A 21,845-nucleotide genomic window follows, 5' to 3' on the forward strand; every position below is an offset into this window, starting at 1 on the left:
GTGAGTGGATCGCCGATGAGCACACCAACTCCCGGAGGGCCCCATGGCCATGCTGTCTGACCGTCCCCACACCGCCCTGCTCGTGATCGACGTGCAAGAGGGCGTCGTGGGCGAGGCGTTCGATCGCGACCCCGTCGTCGCGCGCATCGCCGCGCTGGTCGACAGGGCCCGCTCCGAGCAGGTCCCGGTGGTCTGGGTGCAGCACGCGGACGCCGGCCTCCAGCGGGGGAGCGCGGAGTGGCAGTACGTCCCCGAATTGACGCCGGATGCCGCGGAGGCTCTGGTCCACAAGAGCCACGGCGACTCGTTCGAGGGCACTGACCTCGAGGACGTGCTCGGCGCTGCCCGCGTCGGCCGGCTCGTGGTCGCAGGTGCGGAGTCCGACGTGTGCATCCGCTCGACGATCCACGGAGCCTTCACCCGCGGCTACGACGTGACGCTCGTGGGGGACGCCCACACCAGCAGCGACAAGTCCGTGTGGGGCGCCCCGCCGCCGGAGCAGGTGATCGCTCACACCAACCTGTACTGGGGCCACCAGACCGCCCCCGGTCGCACCGCCGCCGTCGACCTCGCGGCGGAGGTCCGGCTCCGCGGCGCCTGACAGAGAACACCCCCGGGCCTGACCGTCCCTGATCAGCGACTGTCAGGCCCGGGGACCGGCCCCGCATCGCCACGGGTCAGCCGGGTCACGGCCCTCACCAGCAGCGCCAGCGCGACGCCAGCCCCGACGCCTGCCCCGCCCTGGGCGACGTCACCGTCCGCGACCCAGGCGACGGCGATCCCGGCGAGGAGCACCGCCGACAGCACCACGTCGTGGGCGCCTCGTGGCACGGGGGCCTTCCAGGTCAACAGCCCGATAGCGCATCCGAGGGCGATGCCCAGGAGCCCGATCAGCATCTCGGCCCCTCGCCGCGGCTCCGCATCAGGAGCCGCTGAGGACGGCGCGGAGAGCGGTGGCGAACGCGTCCGGGTCGCCCTCCATGCTGGCGTCGAGGAACGCCGCGTGCCCACCGGGGAAGACCACCGGCTCAACGCCGAGGAGGGCGGCGATCGCCCGACCGGCGCGGTGCGCCAGCTGGCCCTCGGACCCGGCCCCCACCCCGATGACGAGCTGGGCCGGCGCGGCGCGCAGGGCGTCCAGGTCGGGCTCGTACGAGGTGCAGGTCACGAGGTTCTGGCTGAGCAGCACGTCCTCGCGGTGGCCGTCGTCCTCGACGGGCAGTCCGAAGGCCTGCGGGTCGGGCGCGGGGCCGGGCTCGTCCGGGAGCTCTCCCTCCCACGCGGTCAGCGCGATGAACCGGGCCATCGCCGGGCCGAAACCCTCCGCGGCATAGGAGGACCGGATGGCGTCGACGGCTGCTCGGGCCGCCTGTCGGTCTGGCAGGACTCCGGTCAGTGGCGGCTCGTGCGCCACCACGGTCACCACGTCCTCCGGGTGGGCCGTCAGCAGGGCGAGGGCGTTGACGGCCCCGCCGCTGCTGGCGAACAGGTCGACGGGACCCGCGCCGACCGCCTCGATCACCAGGTGCAGGTCCTCCCCGTGCTGCTCGGGGGTGGACTCCGGCGCCGGGTCGCTGCGGGTGCTGCGGGCCGCGCCCCGCGGGTCGTAGGTGATCACGGTGCGATCAGAGAACCGGCTCGCGAGAGGCCCGAACCACTGTGCGTCCATGGGCGACCCGATGATGAACAGCGCCGGACCGGCGCCGGCGCCCCGCACGTCGTAGTGCAGCACCGCCCCCTCCACGTCGAGGGTGTGGCTCGTTGCCGCAGTCGCTTCGTCGTCGGTCTGCATCCTCGGACGCTACCGGGGCTGATCCGTCACGAACAGGGGAGGGCGGGGCCGTCACATGTCGCACTCGCAGACGTGGTTGAACTCGACAACCTGCTCGCCCTGGTCGGCGCGGGCCCACGCCTCGGCCTCGGCGTGGTCGCAGAACGAACGGCCGGCGAGGCGCCCGTTCGCCAGCAGGACGCCGACCTCGATGTCCTCGCGGGGATCCGCCGCGTCGAGCGTCGTGGGCGAGGGTGCTGTGGACATCGGTGCCTCCCGGCGGGTGACGCGTGAGCGCTGTCACCTTGCTCAACGATGGCGCGGCCGCGTCTATTCGACGACTGCGACGACCATCCGCGGGCCCGAGCCAGCCGGCGCCGCAGGGGTCAGGCGCGGTTCCGGACCGCGTAGCGCACGTAGATCGCGCCGTTGTCGAACCGTCGGTGGTCCAGCAGGTCGAGGTCGAGTCGTGATCCTCGGGGCAGTCCTGGCTTGCCGCCGCCCACGACGACCGGCAGGAGCAGCAGCACGCACTCGTCGACCAGGCCGTGCCGGAATGCCTCTGCCGCGATCGCGGCGCCTCCGATGCTCAGGTCCGAGCCGGAGGCCTCCTTGAGCTGTCGCACCGCCTCGGGCTCGAACGTCCGCTCGAGCGTCGTGCGCGCCGTCGAGACGTCGTCGAGCGACGTGGAATAGACGATCTTGTCGGCGTCACGCCAGATGTCCGCGTACTCGCGGATCACCGGGGGCTCGTCCGTCAACCAGTCGTCGGTCTCCCAGACGCGCATCGTCTCGTACATGCGCCGCCCGTAGAGCGATGTGCCGATGTTCCGCTCGTGCTCGTTCCAGAAGGCGTGCATGTCCTGGTCAGGCACGGACCAGTCGAACGAGCCAGTCTCGTCCTCCAGGAATCCGTCGAGCGAGAGGTTGGCCGCGTAGATCAGCTTGCCCATGGTGCCCTCCATCCGGACGAGAGCTACAGCGTGCAGCGTCGCGTCGACGCGGGCAACAGCATCAGCGGGTGGCGGCCGTGACGGCGGCGACGATGTCGTCGGGCAGCGGGGTGGACAGCACCCAGCGGCGACCGTCGCGCAGCTCCACCTGCACCGCGGGGCCCCCGACGAGGAGCCCCCAGCTGCGCTCGCCCAGGCGCCGCAGCCCCATGCCGTCCTGGATGCCGCCGCGCGGGTCGACGGGCCGGACGTCGGCGATGTCCTCCGCGGCGAGCCGCAGCCGCACCCACGGGGCCCAGCGTGCGCGGATGCCGTCGCGCCCGGCCTGCACGTCCACGCGCATCCGGGCGATGGGCAGGAACACCAGCGCGAGGAACGCGGTGACAGCCCCTCCCTCAATCCACGTCTGGGTCAGCGCCGCTGGCAGCCACACCATGGCGAGCGTCCCCGTGAACAGCCACTGGAGCCCGGTGCGCCAGGCGTTGCTGAGCCTTGCAGTGGTGCGCACGGTCTCGGGCGGCACGTCGCTCCCCTCCGTCGAATGAGCCACCAACCTAGGTGGGCTGTGGTGACGAGCGGGGGGTCTCGCCGCAGGTCGTGGAATCCTCATGACGCGGGCGCGGCGTGGCGCCGTGCTGGACGTCCGTCCACGCCGATTCAGCCCCGCATTTGGGTGCATATGCCGCACTCCGGATGCGGGCCCCCCAGGGCGCGGATAGAAGTCCCTCTGTGTCTCTTGCCCTCGCGCCCCCCGCGTCGCCGCCTCGCCGCGCGCCGAAATCGGCTCCGCGACTGCGGGTCCTGGACCTGCTCAGGCTCGTCGCGGCGGCCGCTGTGGTGCTCTTCCACTTCACCGCCCGCGACCACCACCGGTGGCAGGGGAGCCTCCCTGCGGAGGTGTTCCCCGACCTGTCGCAGGTCACGCGCTACGGCTATCTCGGCGTCCACCTGTTCTTCGTGATCAGCGGTTTCGTCATCCTCGCGTCGGCCTGGGGGCGCCCGGTCGGCTCGTTCGCCGCCTCTCGCCTGAGCCGCCTGTACCCGGCCTTCTGGGCGGCGGTGCTCGTGACCGCGACGCTGCGGTACCTGTGGCCGGGCTTCGAGGCGCGCTCGCCGTCCGAGGTGCTGGTGAACCTGACGATGCTGCAGGACTTGTTCGGGGTCCCCCGCGTCGACGGCGTGTACTGGACGCTCTGGGTCGAGCTGCAGTTCTACCTGCTGATCGGTGTGTTCATGCGCATCGGTATCACCGCGTCGCGCGTGCTGGGCTTCGCGGCGCTCGTGCCAGTCGCGACCGTGCCAGCGACGCTGCTCTTCCCCGACCTGATCCGCACGTTCACGCTGATCGAGTGGCTCCCGCTGTTCTGTGCCGGGATGGTGGTCCACCTGATGCACCGCCATGGGCCGAGCCGTCTCGCGTGGCTGGTGCTCGCCGTCGACGTCGCCGCATCGGCGTGGACCTCCGCCGCACGGACGGCGGGCGCGATCGACCGGGTGGCTTCCGGCCCGGCGACATCGCCGACGCTGATGGCGCTCGGTGTGGCGGCCTGCGTCGGGCTCGTCGCCGGGGCGACGCTCATCCCACGCGTGGCCCGGGTGGACTCGCGCGCCCTGACCCGCGCCGGGCTGCTCACCTATCCGCTGTACCTGACGCACGAGTACATCGGGTGGGCGTCGATCGAGGTGCTGTCCTCGCGCCTCGCCCCGTACCTGACGCTGCTGCTGGCTGTGGGGGTCTGCCTGCTGGTCGCGGTGCTCGTGCATGTCGTCGCGGAGCGACCTGTCCAGCAGCCGATGCGCCGGTGGCTCGAGGCGAGGCTGGGCCCGTCGCAGCCGTCGCAGCCGTCGCAGCCGTCGCAGCCGTCGCAGCCGTCGCAGCCGCCGCGGCCGTCGCCCGGCGTGCCGTCCATCGACAGGGGTGTGCTGCCGTGGGCCGCGGCGGTCGCGACGTCGACGGCCCCAGGGGCTCGCCGACGCTAGTCGCCGCCGCCGCCGGCCACCCATCCGGGCTCCTCTGACCGGACGCGCGCGTCCCCGACGAGCTCCGTGAGCCGTGCCTCCAGCGCAACGAGCTCGCGACTGCCGATCTGATCGGCCCAGCCGCGCCGCAGGTCGTCGAAGATCGACTCGCCCACGCTCATGACCTGGAGTCCCAGCGGCGTGACCTCGATGCGCTTGCGCCGGGCGTCGTGCGGGTCGGTCTCGCGGGCGATGTAGCCGCGTTCGAGCAGCGTCGCGATGGTCTTGGCCGCGGCCTGCTTGGAGACGGACAGGCGGCGGCCGAGCTCGGAGGCGTTGTCGGCGCCCGCGAGGATCGCCCGCATCGCGAAGTCGTGCGACGGCCGCACATCGGGATATCCCCGGGCGGCCAGCTCGGCGACCGCGTCGTCCACGAGCCGGCGGTAGGCGCCCAGGAGCAGCAGCGCGAGGTTGGCACCTGATCGGGACACGACGTCAGGGTACGGGGCCGTTGACGTAGACAACCAGGTTGTCTACGGTTGGACAACCACGTTGTCTAAGTGGCAGCGGTCGATCGAGGAGTGACACCATGACCGGCACCGCATCGGGGAGCGTCCTCGCGGACGTCGTCCACCACACCGTCGACGTGAACGGGACCACGCTGCACTACGTCGCGGCGGGGGAGCAGAGCTCGCCCGTCCTGCTGGTCCACGGCTTCCCCGAGTCGTGGTGGGCGTTCCACCGGCTCATCCCGTTCCTCGCCGCGAGCCACCGGGTGTTCGCCGTCGACCTGCGCGGCTTCGGCGACTCCGCCGTCGCTGCGGAGGGCCACGACAGCGCCACCGCGGCGGAGGACCTGCACCACCTCATCCGCCACCTCGACGTCGGCCCCGTGCACCTCGCAGCCCAGGACATCAGCGGCGGCACGGCCTTCCGCCTCGCCACCGCCCACCCCGCCGACGTCGCCAGCCTCACCACGATCGAGATGGGCCTGGCCGGCTTCGGGCTCGAGGGGTTCGCGGACGTCACGCACGGCGGGTCCTGGCACATCGGCGCCCTCGCGGCGCCCGGCATCCCCGACCTGCTCTTCGCGGGGCGCGAGCGCGCGCTGCTGGGGGAGTGGGCGTTCCCGTCTATGACGGCCGTCGCCGGCGCCGTGACGGATGACGACATCGCCGAGCTCGCCCGCGGCTATGCCCGCCCGGGTGGCTGGAACGGCGCCGCAGGCCTGTATCGGTCGATGCTCGCGGAGGGCGAGGAGGTGCGGGCTCTGGCCGCCGCCCAGCCGCTGGGCCTCCCGATCCTTGCGGTCGGCGGGTTCGGCGGGCCGTTCACCGAGGGGACGGTCCAGCAGGTGTCGACGGGTGACGTCACGTCCGTGCTGCTCGAGGGCGTCGGCCACTACGTCGCGCTCGAGGCTCCGCAGGCGCTCGCCGACGCGATGCTGCCGTTCCTCGACAGGGTCGACGGGGCGTGACCGGGCGCGCTCAGGCGGTGGGTCGCAGGCCTCGAAGCGCCACGCCCAGGTAGCGGCGGACGGCGGCGGCCCGGCCGGCCTTGTCGCCCGTGCGGAGGGCTGCCGCGTGCACGATCCCGCACACGAGCGGCACCAGGTCGGCCACGGTGACGTCAGGATCGACCTCGCCGATCGCATGCGCCCGGTCGAGCAGGTCTCCGAGTAGGGCCCGCAGGCGCTCCATGTCCCCACGGGTGGCTGCCTGCTCGTGCTGCGAGGCGGCGAAGACATGGGCGAGGGCTGGATCTGCCGCCTGGGCCTGCAGCGCGCCGACCAGGAACTCCTCGAGCGCGCCTGCCGGCTCGCGGCCGTTCAGGGCGTGCTCGCCGAGGTCGATCAGCTCGGCGAGCCCGGGCTGCGCGAGGGCCTCCATGAGCGCCTCGCTGCTGGGAAAGTGCCGGTACACGGTGGCGACGCCCACCGAGGCGACCCGCGCGATCTCGTTGAGCTGGAGGGGGCGACCCGCGTCCACGTGCTCGCGGCCGACCTCGACGATGCGCTGCCAGTTGCGGACGGCGTCCTTGCGGGGGCGGGGCGTCGTCATGGCATCCACGGTACCGGATGAAGCATCCGCTTTCGTGCTACGGTCGAGCGGATAGATCATCCGGTTATCGGTCGACGGGGCTCCAGTGCCGACGCGGGCCGCGATCTCGAGGGGGTAGACGATGAACGTCGACGTGGATGGCATGGCGCGAAGCGTCACGGTGGTCGGGGAGCCCGGCGGGGAGGGGTCCCGCGCGCTGGTGCTCGTCTTCCATGGCTCCCGGCAAGACGGGCAGGTCCACCGGGCGTTCACCGGCAAGGCCTACGACGCGCTCGCCCAGCAGGGCGCTGTCGTCGCCTACCTCGACGGCTACCGGGGGAACTGGAACGACGCGCGTCGGCAGAGCACGTTCCCCGCGCGGGTTGCGGGCATCGACGACACAGGCTTCGCCCGCGCGGTGATCGACGCCCTGGTGGCGAGGCACGGCATCGACCGCCAGCGAGTGTTCGCCGTGGGGTACTCCAACGGCGGGCAGATGGTGCTGCGCCTCGTCCACGAGGCGCCAGGGCTGCTGGCGGGCGCGGCCGTCATCGCGGCCACGATGCCGGCGCCGGGGGACTTCCTCGTGAATGACGGCCCCGGGCCTGGTGTCCCGGTGCCCGTGCTGCTGGTGCACGGCACCAAGGACCGGATCGTGCCCTACGGCGGCGGTGAGATGTCACGCTGGGCGCGCACGGTGTTCAAGGTCGGCGGGCGCTCGCTGTCGATGCCGGAGACGGCCGCCTACTTCGCCCACCGCAACGGGATCACCGCCGAGCCGGTCCGCACCGCGGTCACGGGGTGTGGCCGGGGCCGACGGCAGACCTGGGTCGAGCGCACCCGGTACGCGCAGGACGGGTCCGCGCCGGTGGACCTGTACACCGTGCACGGCGGCGGGCACACCGTCCCCGGTCCGCGCAGCGCGCCGTTCGTCCTGGGCGCGACCAACCATGACGTGAGCGCCGCCGAGCTCGTGAGCGAGTTCTTCGGGCTCGACGGCCGATCGCGCCGATCGCCTGGGCTGGTCAGCCGCGCACCAGCTCCGTGACGGTCGGGTCGCCGTCCAGGGCGGGGACATCGGTGGGGCGGGCCCAGTAGGTCCACCACGCCCAGCCCGATCCGACGGGCATCCAGCCGCCGCCGCTCGGGATGGACCCGGTGGTGCGCGAGTGCTCCCACTGCCGGTCGTCACGCTCGACGATGTGGAACAGCGGGCCGTAGGCCACCGAGTGCCAGCCGTATCGACCGGCGCGCGCGAGCACCGACATCTCGTTGAACGCGGTCAGCCGGCGAAGGACGAGCCGTTCTCTCGAGCCGCCGCTGGTGGTGGCCGCGGTCGCAGAGGCGTCGGGCTGCCCGTAGCGCTGCTGCGCGGCCTGGCGGGTCATGCCCAGCACCGTGCCGACCTGCTCCCAGGTGCAGCCGGCGCTGCGCGCGGACTGCACGGCGGCGGCGAGCAGCACGTCGGTCTCCGAGCGGGCGGCGCGGGCCAGCGCGACGAGCTCGAGGTGCGCGTCGGCATCATGCGTGAGGCGCTCGCTCAGCGTCGGGTCGACGTCGTGCAAGGCGCGGGCGAGGTGGTCGCGGAGGGTGTCTCCGCTGGACTGGGTGGCATCGTCGGAGGTCATGCGTCAACTGTGGCTTGACGGTGGTCTCCGTGTCAATCGTAGATTGACATGAGTTTCGCCCTGTTGCCGGTCGATGCGGCGTCGGGAAGGAGGACGGGGCCGCGGGTCGACGTGTCGGCCACCGTCGGTCGGCGTCACGACAGGACGTCCTTGACGCTCAAGTCGCCACCGGCGCCCGGGTAGCGAGTGAAGTCGACGTTCCAGGCGCCGTCCGGGCTGATCGACCACGCCCCGTGGTCGAGCGCCCAGTGCCACCAGGTGATCCGCTCGACCATCGTCAGGTGCGGCATGTCCTGAAGTCCGCCGTCGGGCGTCCACACGACCGTGGTCGTGCTGGTGGCGTGCGGGTCAGTGCAGTCGAGCACGAGCGGGAGCTGGTACCCCAGGACCGGTACGAGCTCGGCACGGAAGATGACGTGGGCGAACGCCTCGTCCTCCGCGAACCCCCGCGCGACCGCGTCCTGCGTCCAGGTGCGCGACAGGTTCAGCGCCTCCCGCAGTGGGTGGAACTCGCGGTAGGGCGCCAGGGCAGTTGACCCCGCAGCGACTTGCTCACCGTCGTGCCAGGCCCAGATCGCCACGGCGTCCTCTGGCAGTTGGACGCCGAACTCGTTGCTGATGGCGTCGATCTGCGCTGCCGACAGGCCCGGGCGCAGCTGGGGCATGCCCCGCGCGCCGAGGCCACGCAGCCGCTGCTCCCAATCGGTCAGTGCTTGTGTGACCTCGGCGGCGGGCATTGCTACCTCACTTCGGGTTGCAGATCTGCAGGGTCGGGACGTGCGGGGCGCTCGGGGGAATGGGGATCGCGAGGAACGAGTCGCCGTTCTGCACGCGGCAGCCGAGCACGAACGCGCCGTACTTGTTGCCTTGATCGACATTCTGAGGGCCGTCGATCACCTTGAGGCTCGGAGTGGGAACCGCGGCCCCGCCACCTTGCTCTGTGGCGAAGAACGGGTACTCGTCGCACTGCAGGGTGCCGTTGGTTCCAGCAGCGGCTGCACAGTCGGGATGACTGGCATACCACTGCCGCGGGCTCGGATTCAGCGTCGCCGGCCGGTAGTTCAGCTCGACCCATGCCGGGTGCTGCGCGATGGCCTGCAGATCGTGGTTGGTGGCTTCAGGGACGTCGAGCTGGCCGGACATAAAGATCGGCTTCTCCTGGCAGTCCTTGTACGGGTTCGTCGAGACCAGGGCGGCGGCCGTCACGGCGAGGCACTGCTGGATGGCTACTCGCGACCACTCAGGCTGGAGATCGTTCAGCGTCGCTACCCGCTGGACGAGCTTGTCGTACTTCCACACGCCGTTCGGCAGGCTTGCCGGCGGGACCATCGGGCCGGTCGGGCGAGGGTCGGGGTTGTTGACCCAGCCGGGCGCGGTCGCGGGGGCGGTGCCGTCACCGAGGGCGTAGAGAGCTACGACCGCCAGGACGCCGGGGGCGACCTTCGCCATGGCGGCAAGCACCGAGCGCATCGTCGCGCCGCTGACCGCTGCCGCGGCAGTGCATGCCTTGGTGTGGTCCTTGAGTGACCCGCCAAGCACGTTCGGCCCGGGGGCGACGTTGCCGATCAGGCAGACCTCCTCGAAGGTCACCCCACCAGCGACCAGCGCGTATGCGAGCTGGTCGAGGTCGACGTTCGTTCCTAGTTCGTGGATGGTCACCCCCGCCGTGGCGGCTTGGACCGGCGGCTGCGGCACGGATGCGGTCACCGAGCCGGGACGAGCGCCGCTGACCGGGATGGCGGAGGTGAAGGTGTACTCCGTGGCGCCGGGGCGGATGTCCTGGGCGGTGGCCCGCCAGGAGCTGCCGTCACCCTCGATGTAGATGTTGACGTTGGTGTTCGCCCCCACGGACCACCCCCAGCCGCGCAGCTCTGCGGCGGTCACGCCGGTGTACTTGTCGCCGCCGTCGAACATCGACCAGGACTGCATCGCGGTCACCAGGTTGCGCAGGCTGGACTGGGTGACCGGGTCGTAGATCGACGTGGCGGCGGCTGGGGTTGCGGCGATGCCGCTGGTGAACAGGAGCGCGGCTATGGCCGCGAGCGCTGGGCGTAGTGCTCTCATTCTGGCAGAACCCCCTGGCGTGGGGGCGTGGCGCGGGACGGTGGGGCGCGCCCCCGTGACGCCCGGCCGTCATGTGCGGTCATGACACTGCCGGATCGTGGGGCGCGCGGGTAGGGATGTCCCTCGTTCGGAGCAGACCCGAGCCTCGCCGTCAGGCACAACGCCGTCGACTGGCTCCACCGCCAGCACGCCCAGGCGCCCGCCACCGCCGGCTGAGCCCCGAACTGAAGGGCAACGACACCAGCCCTCTCGGAGGGCTACTGGCCCATCCCCGACCCCCGCACCGGTAGGCTGAACCCGCGCCGAACGGACCGTCGAGGCCCGAGCGGCGACGCACGGGGCTCACGAGAACACTCGGACAGACGCTCGGCGCGATCCTCGCCGAGTGCTCGACAGAGGTTCGGGCAGGTCCCACGCGCCTGTAGCTCAGGGGATAGAGCACCGCTCTCCTAAAGCGGGTGTCGGCAGTTCGAATCTGCCCAGGCGCACATTGTGTTGATGCAGGTAAAGGGCTGGGGGCAAGTCTGACGCAGGGCTTGAAGAGGGCTGGTGGTCAGCAGCCCGTCGGTCGGCGCGGTCGCATGGCTTGGCCTTCCGATGCTTGACGGCGCCGACTTACTGCGCGCCTTCGGTGGCAGCATGTCGCCGTGGCTCTGGGCCGAAGCGGCCGTGTGGCGGAGAGCGGCCATCGACATGTGTGCCGGCCCGGCCAGGCCACGGAGCCCGTATCGGGAGCGCTACGGTCCGCATCATGAACAGCAACTGGCTCATCGACTACAGCAACCAATGGCATGACACGTGGGAGCTCATCGGCGCGTTCGCCACGCTCTGCGCAGTGCTGCTGGCGCTCGTCGGCTTCTGGTTCGAAGCGACCCGGGCCGCACGCGCGGAGACCCGAGCGGAGAGAGCCGAGGAAGCGCTCGCAAAGGACCGGGCCGACGCCGACTCGGCTCGCATAAGCGCTGAGAGCGAGCGGGTCGACCGGGAGCGTCGCGCCCAGGCTCTCCTCGTTATTGGTTGGGCAAAGTTCAAACCGGAGCAGACAATGTTGAACGGCGCGACTCTTGGCAGCTGGGAGGTCCGCGTCGGCAACTACTCGGGCGCACCTGTGTTCGACGTCCGTGCCGAGGCCATCCAGAACAACTCGATCGACAAGTACGCCGAAACACCGGTTCTAGCCCCGGGGCGCGAGTTGGTCCTCGAAGCGACGTCGATCGACGAGACAAGCGGCCCGAACGCGGTGCTGTACTTCCGCGACGTCGCCGGGCGCTACTGGAGGCGACTCCAATCGGGCGCGTTGAGTGAGGTCAACGAGCACCGTCAACCTATCTAGCGTTCCGAGGCCGTGGCGAGCCCTTCCGGGCGATGGAGAGGACAAGGGACTTCCCCACGGTCAGCCCCCGATCCTGGCCGGCCATCGTCATCTACGAAATAGAAGAAGCCGTTTCAGGTAGTCGCGGTGGGCTACTACCTCCGCCTCATCTGATAAATCCTCGTCGACGGGCGAAGGAAGGTCAGCTGATTAGTGCCGGTCCCGTGTCGACGAGTACGTGGTCCGGAAGTACCAGCGCGTCAGCGGCATGGCCGATAGGACCTAGGAGCCAACTGACCGCTTGCTAAGTCACCGGCTCGGCCACTAATCACAGATCTCTACACCTTCTCTGCTCCACTGCGTTGCGGCTGAGCCCGTGATCGAGCATGCCCCGAGCGCGGCTTCGTCGGCTGACGGCCCTTGGATGTCCGACCTCTCTGCGACTGGCTCTATGCCGGAGCCGTCTTGGGGTTCCACGCGTCCGAATGCTGGTGCAGTTACCCGTTGGCGGCGCTTCGAGCCTTGATCATCGGGCGCATCGACTGGTGGACGCGGAACGGCTGAAGAGGGAGGGATTGACCCTGCAGAATGCCACTCTCGATATCCGACTTTGATCGGAAAGTTCGCCACAGAGTCGAGAACATATCTCGATCATCTATCCACACCCCCGTGAGGAGGCCCTCGTCGATCCATCGCCCGAGCACGTGCTCGAAAAGTAACTGGTTATATGCGCGCACCGTCGCCGCAACGACCGCCACTATGTCATGAATTGCACTCGGCGAATCGAAAGAAATCCAGCTGCCCACTGGAAGGCTCAGGACCTTCGCATTGTGGCTGGCAACATATCCGCCTGCATGGATCGCGCAATGGCGGACGTGGCAAACGCGCTCGAATGAGGCAAGTTCCACAGTCAGTGAGGACCTGCCCTTGATATCAAGACCAGTTATCTTCTTGGTCCATTCCTTGATAGCGCTGGCACTGGAAAAACTTGTCCGATCGAGCGCCGCTCGGAGTGCATCGCCCAGCGAGCCGCTTAGGACAAACTCGATCTGCGTGTCGATAGGACGCACGAGGTCGGTGCATAGAGGGCAGGCTGACGCAACTTCTGTCAGCAAGGTGCGAAAATAGTCCTCTGCTACGGCTACGGCCGAGGAACTGAGGATCAGGCCGTGCTGTGGGTTCCAGTCCGGAGCGTGACGCGCCGCCAGCTGGGTGATTACGAGGAGCCCAGAGAAGGCTCGATCGATTGCCGAGTCCTCCGAAGCACCGGATCGGTGGATCGACATCGAACTCTGTTTTAGCCGCGCGAGCGGATCGCTACCCCCCGGTGAAGCGGAGGGGAGGCAACTTGCAGGCAAGACGTGCATTACAGCGTGACGTATTCTTCTGCGCGCGCCTTGATGCGCGCGGACCACGTCTTGCCAATACTCTTGACCGTGCGCAACTGGCCGCCACCATCGTCAAGCATTATGTCCTGGACCGACTTTATGTTGGTGAGTTCGAGGATTCTCTCCAATTTTAGGGGAGGAAGATTGAGTCGATCGATGGGCGACGCGAGCAGTTCGATATACACCGATTGCTCGGTCAAAGCGGTGCCACATTTGAAGCAAAATACCGCATCGTCTGAGACTCTGGGGCTGCCACACTTTGGGCACGGCGACAGGTTCAGGCTGCACTTATTCGCGCGATCCGCGGTAAACAACCTCTCGGGTTGACGTCTGACGAAGTCATCGGCGCTTTGTCGTGCCAGGGCTTTATTCGCTTCCTCCGCAGACGGGTTGCGGCCCAGAGATAGGGCGTTGTCCGCGATTAGGAGTGACGTGTGAACTTGGATCTTTTCATAGCGATCGCGGCCTCTCGAAACCACGCCGATTCGTCGGATCAGTCCCGCGTACTCGAGTAGCGAAAAGACTTGGGTCAAATCGGCGTCCCATGGCTGTGCTAGCGCAACACCAATGTACCTAGGTCCGCCGCGTGGGCGTTGGTGATTCGTCTCCCGAATCTCCCCAATCATCGCGTTGTAGACTTCTGCACCAACACTGACAAAATTCTCGTACCGAGGAAGCTTGTTTGCGACCTCGCCAAAGAGCGAGCGCACGCGATCAGCGTTCGTTCGGACCGCATCCCGGAGGCGCGGAAGCGTCGGTGCCGAGATGCTCTCGGCTTCGTCATCGTCGTCGGAAATTCCTACCGAATCCGAAAGGATGTTGAGAAAGTTCCGCGGCAGTCCGAACGAGGCATGTGCCGCCATTGCGACGAGGTCGGGTCTGACCGTGGACTGCAGACTTTCCGGGAAGCGCGCACGAAATATCGACTGCATTGCGTCCAGGTAGTCGGGAGAGTCGGGCCTAATCCAAACCTCGATCTCCTCCGCCTCGTGCCCCACGTTGAAGAACGGACTGTACGATGTCACCCCGGGATATATCGCAGCCTTACAGGCCACTGTTCGCGATCGCAGCGCTCGGAAGACTTCGAAAAACTCGCGTTGCTGCTGGTGCATGAATGCGTGCGCCGCGTCGTCCATTAGGAGAACTGCGCGCGCCTTGCCAAGCTGTTCGCACCAACCCTCAATTCGAGCGAGCAGGTCCGCGGGAGCGATCGTAGGAGCGCTAGTCCTCGGCGCCTGTCCGATAGAAGTCTGGAGCTCGTTGATATAGGCAATCCCAGCGCCTGCCAGTTGAGCCAGGTCCGGCGGGCTGTCCTCTCCGAGTGTTTCGTTGAGGGCAATGATGATTTTGTAGATAAGCCATTGACGAAAGTGCTCGATCGCACGCTCGGAACGAAGCATGAGTGGTTCGAGGGCCAGGTGTTGCGAGTAATTTATATACGTCACTAGGACATTGTCGCGTTCTTGCAGTCGATAGAACGCGCGCTTCAGATAGTTTGACTTCCCCGAGCCGCGCGGTCCTTTCAGCAACTTGGGTCCTGGGCCCATCAGCCGGCGAAGGATGGATTCATCGCCAGGAACTACTCCCGTCCAGCGTTCGAGTTCGTCGGCGCTGAGATCTTCCGCGCGGAGTGTGTATAGGGACTCGAGGTCTTGTCCACTGGGGAGATCAGGCATGGCCGAAGCGTAGCGACCAGCGGGCCTGAACGGCTGGTCCTACCTCGAGGCGGGCGCGGCGTTGACAGGCGGCACCGTCCTGGCCGCCTGTCCTCGTCGCTGGCGAGGATCTCGAGTAACCAGCGTTGGCGCTCGTGACCGCTGTGTGGCGGGTGTGTATGGAGCCAAGGATGGTCCGCTGGGGTCGGCGTCAGGCCGTGTGGGAGGGCAGTGGGCAGGATCGCTGCGTTGTACAGCCGGCCGGAGGATTATCAGTTCGTGTCGATCCAGCAGGACTCCGTCGCGGTGGCGCCGCGAGTCCGACGTCGGAGAGTTGAATGACGCTTCCCGAGATGTCGCCGCGCGCGGGAACTGTCGGCAGTGCGCGACGACGTCCCGGGCGCATCGTCAGTTGCTCCATTGCCATCACGGTAACTGGGCGTATGGGTGGTCGTAGAGGTCAGCCGTCGTCATCGTCGTATGTGTGTCGGAGGGTGGTCTCGACTGCTTTGCTGGGCGTCAGCGCAGTCCGTGATCGGTGGAGATGCGACGGCGCGTCGCAGGGGCGCGGTCCCAGACGGGGTTGCTGGGTGCATGAGACGTCGTGAGTCGTCCTCGACGAACCGGCGGATGGCCTGCGGGTAGGCTAAGCACCACCACACCAGAGCGTCGGCCAGGGATGGCTTGGTCTCCTGCGGAGGGTCTTGGCAGTCGAGTCGGCCAAGGCGCGCTTTGTCTGACGTCATGATGAACCGTCGTGACCGGTGAGTGGAATGCGGCTAGCGCCAACAAGCGGTGGATCGCTTGCGACACGCCTGAGCACGGACCCGCGGTCTGCGCAGGCGGGGATGCCGCACCGTGCCCTGGGCGGTCGCCCGCGGCAGCCGTCGTGGCGCAGCGCGCTGTGCCGCAGACGCGGCGCACATGTACGAAGGAGGAGATGTGGCTCGACCAGGTCAACGCGGGTCCGGTCGCGCGCGCACAGACTCCGGCGGTCAGCGCCGCCGCAGCCCGCGTGCCTCCGAGCAGGGGATCATCCCGGTGCTCGCCGAGGTCGCCCGCGAGGTTGACGGCGCTGTGAAGCGTCCGCCCACGCGCCCGGCGGTCCGCACCAAGTTCCAGGTGGTGGCCCTGCTGGTGCGCGAGGAGCGGGCGCGGGTGATGGCCGACGACACCCTGACCTCCGCCAAGCGGACGCAGGAGCTCAAGCGGCTCGACGGGGTCGCGACGCAGCTGGCGAAGACCGCAGCCCGTGATACCTCGCTGCTCGAGCTGCTCGCTGAGGACGCCCGCGTCACCGACGCCGCGCGCGCGTTCAAGGCGACGGTGATGCGCGCCGGAGGGCTCGAGCCGCCCGAGGAGCCCGAGCCCGTGGCGCCGACAGCGCCGGCGCCGAGCTTCGCGAACCAGGTGGTGCCCCGGTCGGTGATCTCACGCCAGCTCGCGAACCCGTTCTTGGCTCCCGACTACGAGGCAGCCGCCGAGCGGACCGCGACCCGGGTCCGCCGGCTGGCGGGCTGGGAGCTGCTCGAACCGCTGTTCCGGTCGTTCGAGCGCGCCGCGACCGGAGCCCCCGCCTGCATGCAGCTGCCCGAGCCCCGCCAGGTGCCCACCCCCCTCGGCCGGGAGCTCATGCCGCACCAGGCCCGGGTCGTCACGGCCACGGCCCGCGGCCACCGCACGTTCCTGCTCGCCGACGAGCCCGGGCTCGGCAAGACCGCCCAGGCGCTGCTCGCCGCCCAGGCGGCCAACGCGTATCCCCTGCTGGTCGTGGTGCCCAACGTGGTGAAGACCAACTGGGCCCACGAGGTCGCGCTGTGGACGCCGCACCGCCGGGCGACGGTGGTCCACGGTGACGGCGACCAGGTCGACGGGTTCGCGGACGTCGTGATCGTGAACTACGAGCTGCTGGACCGGCACGTCGGCTGGCTCGGCGACCTGGGCTTCCGCGGCATGGTCGTCGACGAGGCGCACTTCATCAAGAACAAGACGTCGCAGCGCTCGCAGCACGTCCTGGCGCTGGCGGACCGGATCCGCGACCGCGCGGGCCGTCCGTTGATGATGGCGCTCACCGGCACCCCGCTGATCAACGACATCGAGGACTTCCGGGCGATCTGGCAGTTCCTCGGGTGGATCGACGACAAGCAGCCGCTCGGCACGCTGCAGGCCGCCCTCGAGGAGACCGGGCTCACCCCGGCCGATCCGGGCTTCTACTCCGCCGCGCGGGACAGCGTCATCAACATGGGCATCGTGCGCCGCCGCAAGGTCGACGTGGTCGCCGACATCCCCGCCCGCCGGGTGGCGGACCTGCCCGTCGAGCTCGACGGCGCGGTCGGCCGCTCCATCCGCGCCGCCGAGCTCGCGCTGACCAGCCGCATGGTCGAGCGCTACCGGGCCGCGATGGAGATGCGCAACGGCGAGGAGGTCGTGGACGGGATCGACCACGAGCTGGTGCGCCGGGTCGCGGCCGCCGAGCTCAAGGACTCGAGCTCGAAGGCCAGCGGCGAGAACGTGTTCACGATGGTCCGCCGGATCGGGCAGGCCAAGGCCGGGCTGGCCGCCGACTACGCCGCGCAGCTCTCCCGCAACGTCGGGAAGGTCGTGTTCTTCGCCAAGCACGTCGACGTCATGGACCAGGCCGAGCAGACCTTCGCCGACCGCGGCATCCGCTACGCCTCGATCCGCGGCGACCAGACGCCCAGGGCACGCCAGAAGAACATCAAGGCGTTCGTCGACGACCCCGAGGTGTCGATCGTCGTGTGCTCCCTGACGGCCGCCGGCGTGGGGCTCAACCTCCAGGTCGCCTCCAACCTGGTGCTCGCCGAGCTGTCCTGGACCCACGCCGAGCAGACCCAGGCCATCGACCGGATCCACCGCATCGGCCAGGAGGAGCCCGTCACCGCGTGGCGGATCATCGCCGCGCAGACCATCGACTCCCGGATCGCCCAGCTGATCGACAGCAAGTCAGGCCTGGCCGCCCGGGCGCTGGACGGCGCCGCCGACGAGGACCTCCCGTCGTCCACGGACGTCCAGCTCGAGGCCCTGGTCGGGCTGCTGACGGACGCGCTCGCCGCGGAGGGCGTGGGCTGAACGACGAGGGGCGCGCTCAGGTGGTGGGGCGCAGGCCCCGAAGCGTGACCCGAAGGTAGCGGCGGACGGCGGCCACGCGGTCACGCCGGTCGACGGTGCGCAGGGCGGCCGCGTGCACGATCCCGCAGAGGAGCGGCACCAGATCGGTCACGGTGACGTCCTGGTCGATCTCGCCGATCGCACGGGCTCGGCTGAGCAGCTCGCCGAGCAGCTCGCGCAGGCGCTGCACGTTCTCGCGCGAGGCAGGCAGCTCGAGCTGTGAGGCGGCGAAGACGTGCGCGAGGGCCGGGTCGGCGGCCTGTGCCTCCAGCGCGCTGAGCAGGTACTCCTCGAGGGCGCCTGCGGGGTCGCGGTCGGTCAGGGCGTGCTCGCCCGTCTCGAGCAGAGCGGCGAGGCCCGGTTGAGCGAGCGCCTCCAAGAGCGCCTCGGAGCTGGGGAAGTGCCGGTACACGGTGGCGACGCCCACCGACGCGGCCCGCGCGATCTCGTTGAGCTGGAGGGGGCGACCCGCGTCGACGTGTTCGCGGCCGATCTCGACGATGCGCTGCCAGTTGCGGGCGGCGTCCCTGCGGGGCCGAGTGGTCGTCATGCGACCCACGGTACCGGATGGGATATCCGTTTTGGTGCTACGGTCGTCCGGATAAGTCATCCGGTTACCGGGTCGGCGCGACCCGGTGACGCGGCGAGGCTGCGACTGACGAGGGAGAGCCGACGATGGACGTCGATGTGCAGGGTGTGACCCGGAGCGTCACGGTGGTGGGGGAGCCCGGCGACGAGGGTCCCCGCGCCCTCGTGCTGGTGTTCCACGGCTCCAACCAGGACGGGCAGGGGCACCGCGCGTTCACCGGGAACACCTACGACCAGCTCGTCGAGCAGGGTGCCGTCGTCGCCTACCTCGACGGCTACCAAGGCAACTGGAACGACGCGCGTCGGCACAGCGCGTTCCCCGCGCGGACCGCCGGCATGGATGACATCGGCTTCGCGCGCGCGGTGGTCGACGCCCTGGTGACGAGGCGCGGCATCGACCGCCATCGGGTGTTCGCCGTGGGGTTCTCCAACGGTGGGCAGATGGTCCTGCGCCTCATCCACGAGGCGCCGGAGCTGGTCGCGGGCGCGGCGGTCATCGCGGCCACGATGCCGGCGCCGGAGGACTTCCTGGTGCCCGACGGGCCCGCCGTGCCGATGCCCGTGCTGCTCGTGCACGGCACCAAGGACCGGATCGTCCCCTACCGCGGAGGCGAGATGTCGGGCTGGGCGCGCAGGCTGTTCAAGGTCGGCGGGCGTTCCTTGTCGATGCCCCAGACGGCCGCCCACTTCGCCGCCCGCAACGGGATCAGCGCCGAGCCGGTGCGCGCGACGATCAGCGGAGGTGGCCGAGGTCGGCGCCGGACCTGGGTCGAGCGCACCCGGTACGCGCAGGACGCGTCCGCTCCGGTGGACCTGTACACCGTGCACGGTGGCGGGCACACCGTCCCCGGCCCGCGGAGAGCGCCGTTCGTCCTCGGTGCGACCCACCGCGGCGTGAGCACCGCCGACCTGGTGAGCGCGTTCTTCGGGCTCGGAGGCTGACATGCCAGGGAGGTCGTGGCACACCTGCCCGACCAGCCTCAGGCTCATCGGCCCTGGAACGGGCCGGCCGACGAGTCAGTGTCTGACCGCGGAGCTGGTCGGCGGTGATGGGCTCACGGAACGTCGACGAACCCCAGGTGCCGATACAGCCGTGCGGCCCGCTCGTTGGCGGCGCTGACCCACAGCCCGACGGAGTCGTACCCGTCGACCGTGAGCGACTGGCACACCCGCCCGACCAGCCGAGTCGCCACACCCCGACCCACCGCGTCAGGCGCGGTGAAGAGGAACGCGACGCAGGGGCCGTCGTCGGAGAGCACGGTGAAGGCGGCGCCGACGGGTTGACCGTCTTCGAGCGCGACGAACGAGGCATCGGGCAGCCACGGGCCGAGGCCCCCGCGCATCGCGTCGGCCAGCACGTCGACCGCGTCCTGCAGGCTCTCGCCCTCGTCGTCGGGTGTGCCGCGGTAGGCGGCGAGCATGACCGGGGCCAGTAGCTCGGGCGGGCCGATCGGCCCGAACTCTCCCGCCGGCGGGGCGAGCCCGCCCAGCGGTCGGTGCAGGTGGAGGCGCGCAGCAGTGGCGGTCACCGAGCCACCGTAGCCAGCGCCCGGTCACCGGGGAGCAGGAGGCACTCGGCGACGGCGGTCGCGATGCGGATGCCCTCCGGGTCGTCCGCTGCGTCGACCGCGGCCGACGTGCCAGCTGGAGTCATCGACCCCGCCCGTCGAGCACCGCGTGCAGCGCCCCTGTCACCACCACCGCCACGGTCGGCAGCCAGTCTGATGCGGTGGGGAACGCGAGCAGGGTCCCGACGGCCGCGAGGTACATGTTGGCGAGCCCAGAGCTGGACCGGACGCCGCGCAGCGCGACGTCTACGGCCCGCAGGACTCGGGGGCTGTCGGTGGCCTCGTCGGCGCGGATCGTTGCGCCGTCGCGGATGGCGCCGGCGTAGGCGAGCATCCCGAACCCGACGGCGCCGAGGACCACGACGAGCGCCGCGGCCCGCCACCACGGCCCGTCGAGCGCGTTGAACGTGGCGGGGATGGCGAGCAGCACGCCGATCGTCATCGCCACGAGGTCCCCCGCTGGCACCCGGGACAGGTCGAAGCCGCCCGCAGCAGACGTGACGCCGGACCGGTTGGCGAGCGCCCACAGCCCGGTGGGCAGCAGCACCATCCAGACCAGGGCGTAGTCGCGGATCATCACCGCGAAGAACAGACCGAGGCCCACCCCGATCACGAGCCCGAGTGCGTGCAGGGCGACCCGGGTTGTCCACCGCCGGCCGGTCGAGGGCGCGGGCGAGGACGTGAGGAGCGGGGACACGCGCACAGGGTAAGCAGGCGCGGCCCGACCGGTTCCGCCGCCTCCACCTTTCGATGCAACCCCCGACGTTCGTCCCTCCGCCCGGCGCGGCAGGAGGCCCCCGATTCCTAACGTCGAGTCACGTCACCGACACACTTCGACGAGAGGAACCTCCGATGAGCGTCATCACAGCTCAGGCACCCGCGCCTCCCCGGCGCGGCGGCGCGCTCGACGTCGTCCGCCGCCGCCCACTCCTGTCGTTCTTCGTGCTGGCGAACCTCGCCAGCTGGATCGCGTGGATCCCGTACATCCTGTCCCAGAACAGCCTGGGCATCTGGGACTTCACCTTCCCCGGCGGCCCCGGGGGCGCGCAGCTCCTGGGCATGCTCCCCGGCGCGTACCTCGGCCCCATCGGCGCCGCGCTCTTCGTGACCGCGGTGGCAGACGGCCGCGCGGGCATCCGCGCCTGGGCGCGGCGGCTGTGGCGGTGGAAGGTCAACTGGAAGTGGTACGCGGGGATCCTGCTCGGCGTCCCGGCCGCGATGGTGCTGACCGGGCTGGTGATCGAGGGTGGTCGGGCGCAGATGCCGCCCACCATGGCGCTGGCGGGGCTCGTCACCGGGTTGCTCGTCCAGATGATCACCACCGGCCTCGCCGAGGAGCCGGGCTGGCGTGACTTCGCACTGCCCCGTATGCAGCGCCTGGTCGGCGCGCCCCGCGCGGCCGTGGTCATCGGTGTCCTGTGGGGCGTGTGGCACCTGCCGCTGTTCTTCTCGGAGTGGGGAGGGTGGCCCAACGTCGACTGGTACCGGCCGGTCGCGTTCGTCGCCTTCTGCGTCTTCTTCAACGTCGTGATGACGTGGGTGTTCAACCGGACCGGGCAGAGCCTGCCGATGGCGATGCTGCTGCACGTGAGCGTCAACAACTTCTCCGGCGTGTGGGGCGAGATGTTCCCGTGGTGGGACATGAACACCGCCCAGTTCGCGCTCGCCGGGGGCGCGGCGGTGGCTGCCGTGGTGGTGCTCGTCGGCACCCGCGGGCGGCTCGGCTACCAGCCTGATCGCCTTGAGGGCCAGATCGCCGACCAGCCGGTGGCGGCGCGTCTATCGTGACGG

24 protein-coding genes and 1 tRNA gene are annotated in these 21,845 nt (G+C 69.8%); 9 read left to right on the forward strand and 16 right to left on the reverse strand.

Annotated features, from left to right (window positions below):
* Positions 1-43: 43 nt before the first annotated feature.
* A complete protein-coding gene (locus tag NP064_RS03575) occupies positions 44-601 on the forward strand; it encodes an isochorismatase family protein (RefSeq protein ID WP_227567882.1) in 558 nt (185 codons plus the stop codon).
* Positions 602-633: 32 nt separating this feature from the next.
* Here NP064_RS03575 and NP064_RS03580 read toward each other — a convergent pair whose 3' ends face one another.
* The 5 genes from NP064_RS03580 to NP064_RS03600 form a co-directional block, all read right to left on the reverse strand.
* Positions 634-897 (reverse strand): hypothetical protein, encoded by a 264-nt coding sequence (locus NP064_RS03580; protein ID WP_227567881.1) that lies wholly within the window; start codon positions 895-897, stop codon positions 634-636.
* A gap of 25 nt (positions 898-922) precedes the next feature.
* On the reverse strand, positions 923-1,792 hold the full coding sequence (locus NP064_RS03585) for an alpha/beta fold hydrolase (RefSeq protein WP_227567880.1): 870 nt from the start codon (positions 1,790-1,792) through the stop codon (positions 923-925).
* Between the two features lie 51 nt (positions 1,793-1,843).
* Complete coding sequence (locus tag NP064_RS03590) at positions 1,844-2,038, reverse strand: hypothetical protein (protein ID WP_227567879.1); 195 nt, start codon at positions 2,036-2,038, stop codon at positions 1,844-1,846.
* A 119-nt stretch (positions 2,039-2,157) separates the two neighbouring features.
* Positions 2,158-2,724: a dihydrofolate reductase family protein gene (locus NP064_RS03595; protein ID WP_227567878.1), complete on the reverse strand. Its 567-nt coding sequence runs from the start codon at positions 2,722-2,724 to the stop codon at positions 2,158-2,160.
* A gap of 61 nt (positions 2,725-2,785) precedes the next feature.
* Entirely contained in the window at positions 2,786-3,247 is a 462-nt protein-coding gene (locus tag NP064_RS03600; protein WP_227567877.1) for a hypothetical protein, read from the reverse strand.
* 206 nt (positions 3,248-3,453) lie between these two features.
* Between NP064_RS03600 and NP064_RS03605 the strand changes: the two genes are divergently transcribed.
* A complete protein-coding gene (locus NP064_RS03605; RefSeq protein ID WP_227567876.1) occupies positions 3,454-4,704 on the forward strand; it encodes an acyltransferase family protein in 1,251 nt (416 codons plus the stop codon).
* Here the strand turns inward: NP064_RS03605 and NP064_RS03610 are convergent.
* Entirely contained in the window at positions 4,701-5,174 is a 474-nt protein-coding gene (locus NP064_RS03610) for a MarR family winged helix-turn-helix transcriptional regulator (RefSeq protein WP_227567875.1), read from the reverse strand. The two genes, NP064_RS03605 and NP064_RS03610, sit on opposite strands and share 4 nt — an antisense overlap.
* 98 nt (positions 5,175-5,272) lie before the next feature.
* Between NP064_RS03610 and NP064_RS03615 the strand changes: the two genes are divergently transcribed.
* The gene (locus NP064_RS03615; RefSeq protein ID WP_227567874.1) at positions 5,273-6,160 is read left to right on the forward strand and encodes an alpha/beta fold hydrolase; all 888 of its coding nucleotides are present in this window, start codon (positions 5,273-5,275) and stop codon (positions 6,158-6,160) included.
* A 10-nt stretch (positions 6,161-6,170) separates the two neighbouring features.
* Here the strand turns inward: NP064_RS03615 and NP064_RS03620 are convergent, their stop codons facing one another.
* Positions 6,171-6,743 carry a TetR/AcrR family transcriptional regulator gene (locus NP064_RS03620; protein ID WP_227567873.1) on the reverse strand — a complete coding sequence of 191 codons (573 nt, stop codon included), beginning with the start codon at positions 6,741-6,743 and terminating at the stop codon, positions 6,171-6,173.
* A gap of 121 nt (positions 6,744-6,864) precedes the next feature.
* Between NP064_RS03620 and NP064_RS03625 the strand changes: the two genes are divergently transcribed.
* Positions 6,865-7,770, forward strand: coding sequence for a CE1 family esterase (locus NP064_RS03625; protein ID WP_227567872.1), 906 nt, complete (start codon positions 6,865-6,867; stop codon positions 7,768-7,770).
* Here NP064_RS03625 and NP064_RS03630 read toward each other — a convergent pair.
* The 3 genes from NP064_RS03630 to NP064_RS03640 all read right to left on the reverse strand — a co-directional run bounded on the left by NP064_RS03630 (position 7,748) and on the right by NP064_RS03640 (position 10,414).
* A complete protein-coding gene (locus NP064_RS03630; RefSeq protein WP_227567871.1) occupies positions 7,748-8,350 on the reverse strand; it encodes a hypothetical protein in 603 nt (200 codons plus the stop codon). The genes NP064_RS03625 and NP064_RS03630 overlap by 23 nt on opposite strands.
* Before the next feature lie 134 nt (positions 8,351-8,484).
* Positions 8,485-9,087: an SMI1/KNR4 family protein gene (locus NP064_RS03635; protein ID WP_227567870.1), complete on the reverse strand. Its 603-nt coding sequence runs from the start codon at positions 9,085-9,087 to the stop codon at positions 8,485-8,487.
* A 7-nt stretch (positions 9,088-9,094) separates the two neighbouring features.
* Positions 9,095-10,414, reverse strand: coding sequence for a NucA/NucB deoxyribonuclease domain-containing protein (locus NP064_RS03640; RefSeq protein WP_227567869.1), 1,320 nt, complete (start codon positions 10,412-10,414; stop codon positions 9,095-9,097).
* A gap of 415 nt (positions 10,415-10,829) precedes the next feature.
* On the opposite strand from NP064_RS03640, the gene NP064_RS03645 reads away from it, so the two are divergent.
* Together NP064_RS03645 and NP064_RS03650 are read left to right on the forward strand one after the other, a co-directional pair.
* Positions 10,830-10,902 (forward strand) — tRNA-Arg (locus NP064_RS03645).
* Between the two features lie 263 nt (positions 10,903-11,165).
* Entirely contained in the window at positions 11,166-11,747 is a 582-nt protein-coding gene (locus NP064_RS03650; RefSeq protein WP_227567868.1) for a hypothetical protein, read from the forward strand.
* Positions 11,748-12,223: 476 nt separating this feature from the next.
* Here NP064_RS03650 and NP064_RS03655 read toward each other — a convergent pair whose 3' ends face one another.
* On the reverse strand, positions 12,224-13,012 hold the full coding sequence (locus NP064_RS03655) for a hypothetical protein (RefSeq protein ID WP_227567867.1): 789 nt from the start codon (positions 13,010-13,012) through the stop codon (positions 12,224-12,226).
* Between the two features lie 80 nt (positions 13,013-13,092).
* On the reverse strand, positions 13,093-14,790 hold the full coding sequence (locus NP064_RS03660) for a zinc ribbon domain-containing protein (protein WP_227567866.1): 1,698 nt from the start codon (positions 14,788-14,790) through the stop codon (positions 13,093-13,095).
* Between the two features lie 921 nt (positions 14,791-15,711).
* Between NP064_RS03660 and NP064_RS03665 the strand changes: the two genes are divergently transcribed.
* Complete coding sequence (locus NP064_RS03665) at positions 15,712-17,859, forward strand: DEAD/DEAH box helicase (RefSeq protein ID WP_227567865.1); 2,148 nt, start codon at positions 15,712-15,714, stop codon at positions 17,857-17,859.
* A 16-nt stretch (positions 17,860-17,875) separates the two neighbouring features.
* On the opposite strand, the gene NP064_RS03670 is transcribed toward NP064_RS03665, so the two are convergent.
* Positions 17,876-18,448, reverse strand: a complete 573-nt coding sequence (locus tag NP064_RS03670) for a TetR/AcrR family transcriptional regulator (RefSeq protein ID WP_227567864.1) — start codon at positions 18,446-18,448, stop codon at positions 17,876-17,878.
* Positions 18,449-18,573: 125 nt separating this feature from the next.
* On the opposite strand from NP064_RS03670, the gene NP064_RS03675 reads away from it, so the two are divergent.
* Positions 18,574-19,428, forward strand: a complete 855-nt coding sequence (locus tag NP064_RS03675) for a CE1 family esterase (RefSeq protein ID WP_227567863.1) — start codon at positions 18,574-18,576, stop codon at positions 19,426-19,428.
* 113 nt (positions 19,429-19,541) lie between these two features.
* Here NP064_RS03675 and NP064_RS03680 read toward each other — a convergent pair whose 3' ends face one another.
* From NP064_RS03680 to NP064_RS03690, 3 genes are read right to left on the reverse strand one after another with little or no spacing between them, the layout of a single operon-like run.
* The gene (locus tag NP064_RS03680) at positions 19,542-20,015 is read right to left on the reverse strand and encodes a GNAT family N-acetyltransferase (RefSeq protein ID WP_227567862.1); all 474 of its coding nucleotides are present in this window, start codon (positions 20,013-20,015) and stop codon (positions 19,542-19,544) included.
* Positions 20,012-20,140 carry a hypothetical protein gene (locus tag NP064_RS03685; protein ID WP_255623474.1) on the reverse strand — a complete coding sequence of 43 codons (129 nt, stop codon included), beginning with the start codon at positions 20,138-20,140 and terminating at the stop codon, positions 20,012-20,014. Before NP064_RS03685 ends, NP064_RS03680 begins: the two co-directional genes overlap by 4 nt.
* Complete coding sequence (locus NP064_RS03690; RefSeq protein ID WP_227567861.1) at positions 20,137-20,751, reverse strand: hypothetical protein; 615 nt, start codon at positions 20,749-20,751, stop codon at positions 20,137-20,139. Before NP064_RS03690 ends, NP064_RS03685 begins: the two co-directional genes overlap by 4 nt.
* Before the next feature lie 155 nt (positions 20,752-20,906).
* Here NP064_RS03690 and NP064_RS03695 point away from each other — a divergent pair, with 155 nt between their 5' ends.
* Positions 20,907-21,842 (forward strand): CPBP family intramembrane glutamic endopeptidase, encoded by a 936-nt coding sequence (locus NP064_RS03695; protein ID WP_227567860.1) that lies wholly within the window; start codon positions 20,907-20,909, stop codon positions 21,840-21,842.
* Positions 21,843-21,845: the final 3 nt, after the last annotated feature.

This window comes from Cellulomonas chengniuliangii (assembly GCF_024508335.1).
GTDB lineage: Bacteria > Actinomycetota > Actinomycetes > Actinomycetales > Cellulomonadaceae > Cellulomonas_A > Cellulomonas_A chengniuliangii.

Bases quoted from the DNA above. Each gene is read 5' to 3' on its own strand.
- NP064_RS03575 (WP_227567882.1), top strand. From the start codon at position 44: ATGGCCATGCTGTCTGACCGTCCCCACACCGCCCTGCTCGTGATCGAC.
- NP064_RS03580 (WP_227567881.1), bottom strand. From the start codon at position 897: ATGCTGATCGGGCTCCTGGGCATCGCCCTCGGATGCGCTATCGGGCTG.
- NP064_RS03585 (WP_227567880.1), bottom strand. From the start codon at position 1,792: ATGCAGACCGACGACGAAGCGACTGCGGCAACGAGCCACACCCTCGAC.
- NP064_RS03590 (WP_227567879.1), bottom strand. From the start codon at position 2,038: ATGTCCACAGCACCCTCGCCCACGACGCTCGACGCGGCGGATCCCCGC.
- NP064_RS03595 (WP_227567878.1), bottom strand. From the start codon at position 2,724: ATGGGCAAGCTGATCTACGCGGCCAACCTCTCGCTCGACGGATTCCTG.
- NP064_RS03615 (WP_227567874.1), top strand. From the start codon at position 5,273: ATGACCGGCACCGCATCGGGGAGCGTCCTCGCGGACGTCGTCCACCAC.
- NP064_RS03620 (WP_227567873.1), bottom strand. From the start codon at position 6,743: ATGACGACGCCCCGCCCCCGCAAGGACGCCGTCCGCAACTGGCAGCGC.
- NP064_RS03625 (WP_227567872.1), top strand. From the start codon at position 6,865: ATGAACGTCGACGTGGATGGCATGGCGCGAAGCGTCACGGTGGTCGGG.
- NP064_RS03630 (WP_227567871.1), bottom strand. From the start codon at position 8,350: ATGACCTCCGACGATGCCACCCAGTCCAGCGGAGACACCCTCCGCGAC.
- NP064_RS03635 (WP_227567870.1), bottom strand. From the start codon at position 9,087: ATGCCCGCCGCCGAGGTCACACAAGCACTGACCGATTGGGAGCAGCGG.
- NP064_RS03640 (WP_227567869.1), bottom strand. From the start codon at position 10,414: ATGAGAGCACTACGCCCAGCGCTCGCGGCCATAGCCGCGCTCCTGTTC.
- NP064_RS03650 (WP_227567868.1), top strand. From the start codon at position 11,166: ATGAACAGCAACTGGCTCATCGACTACAGCAACCAATGGCATGACACG.
- NP064_RS03655 (WP_227567867.1), bottom strand. From the start codon at position 13,012: ATGTCGATCCACCGATCCGGTGCTTCGGAGGACTCGGCAATCGATCGA.
- NP064_RS03660 (WP_227567866.1), bottom strand. From the start codon at position 14,790: ATGCCTGATCTCCCCAGTGGACAAGACCTCGAGTCCCTATACACACTC.
- NP064_RS03670 (WP_227567864.1), bottom strand. From the start codon at position 18,448: ATGACGACCACTCGGCCCCGCAGGGACGCCGCCCGCAACTGGCAGCGC.
- NP064_RS03675 (WP_227567863.1), top strand. From the start codon at position 18,574: ATGGACGTCGATGTGCAGGGTGTGACCCGGAGCGTCACGGTGGTGGGG.
- NP064_RS03685 (WP_255623474.1), bottom strand. From the start codon at position 20,140: ATGACTCCAGCTGGCACGTCGGCCGCGGTCGACGCAGCGGACGACCCG.
- NP064_RS03695 (WP_227567860.1), top strand. From the start codon at position 20,907: ATGAGCGTCATCACAGCTCAGGCACCCGCGCCTCCCCGGCGCGGCGGC.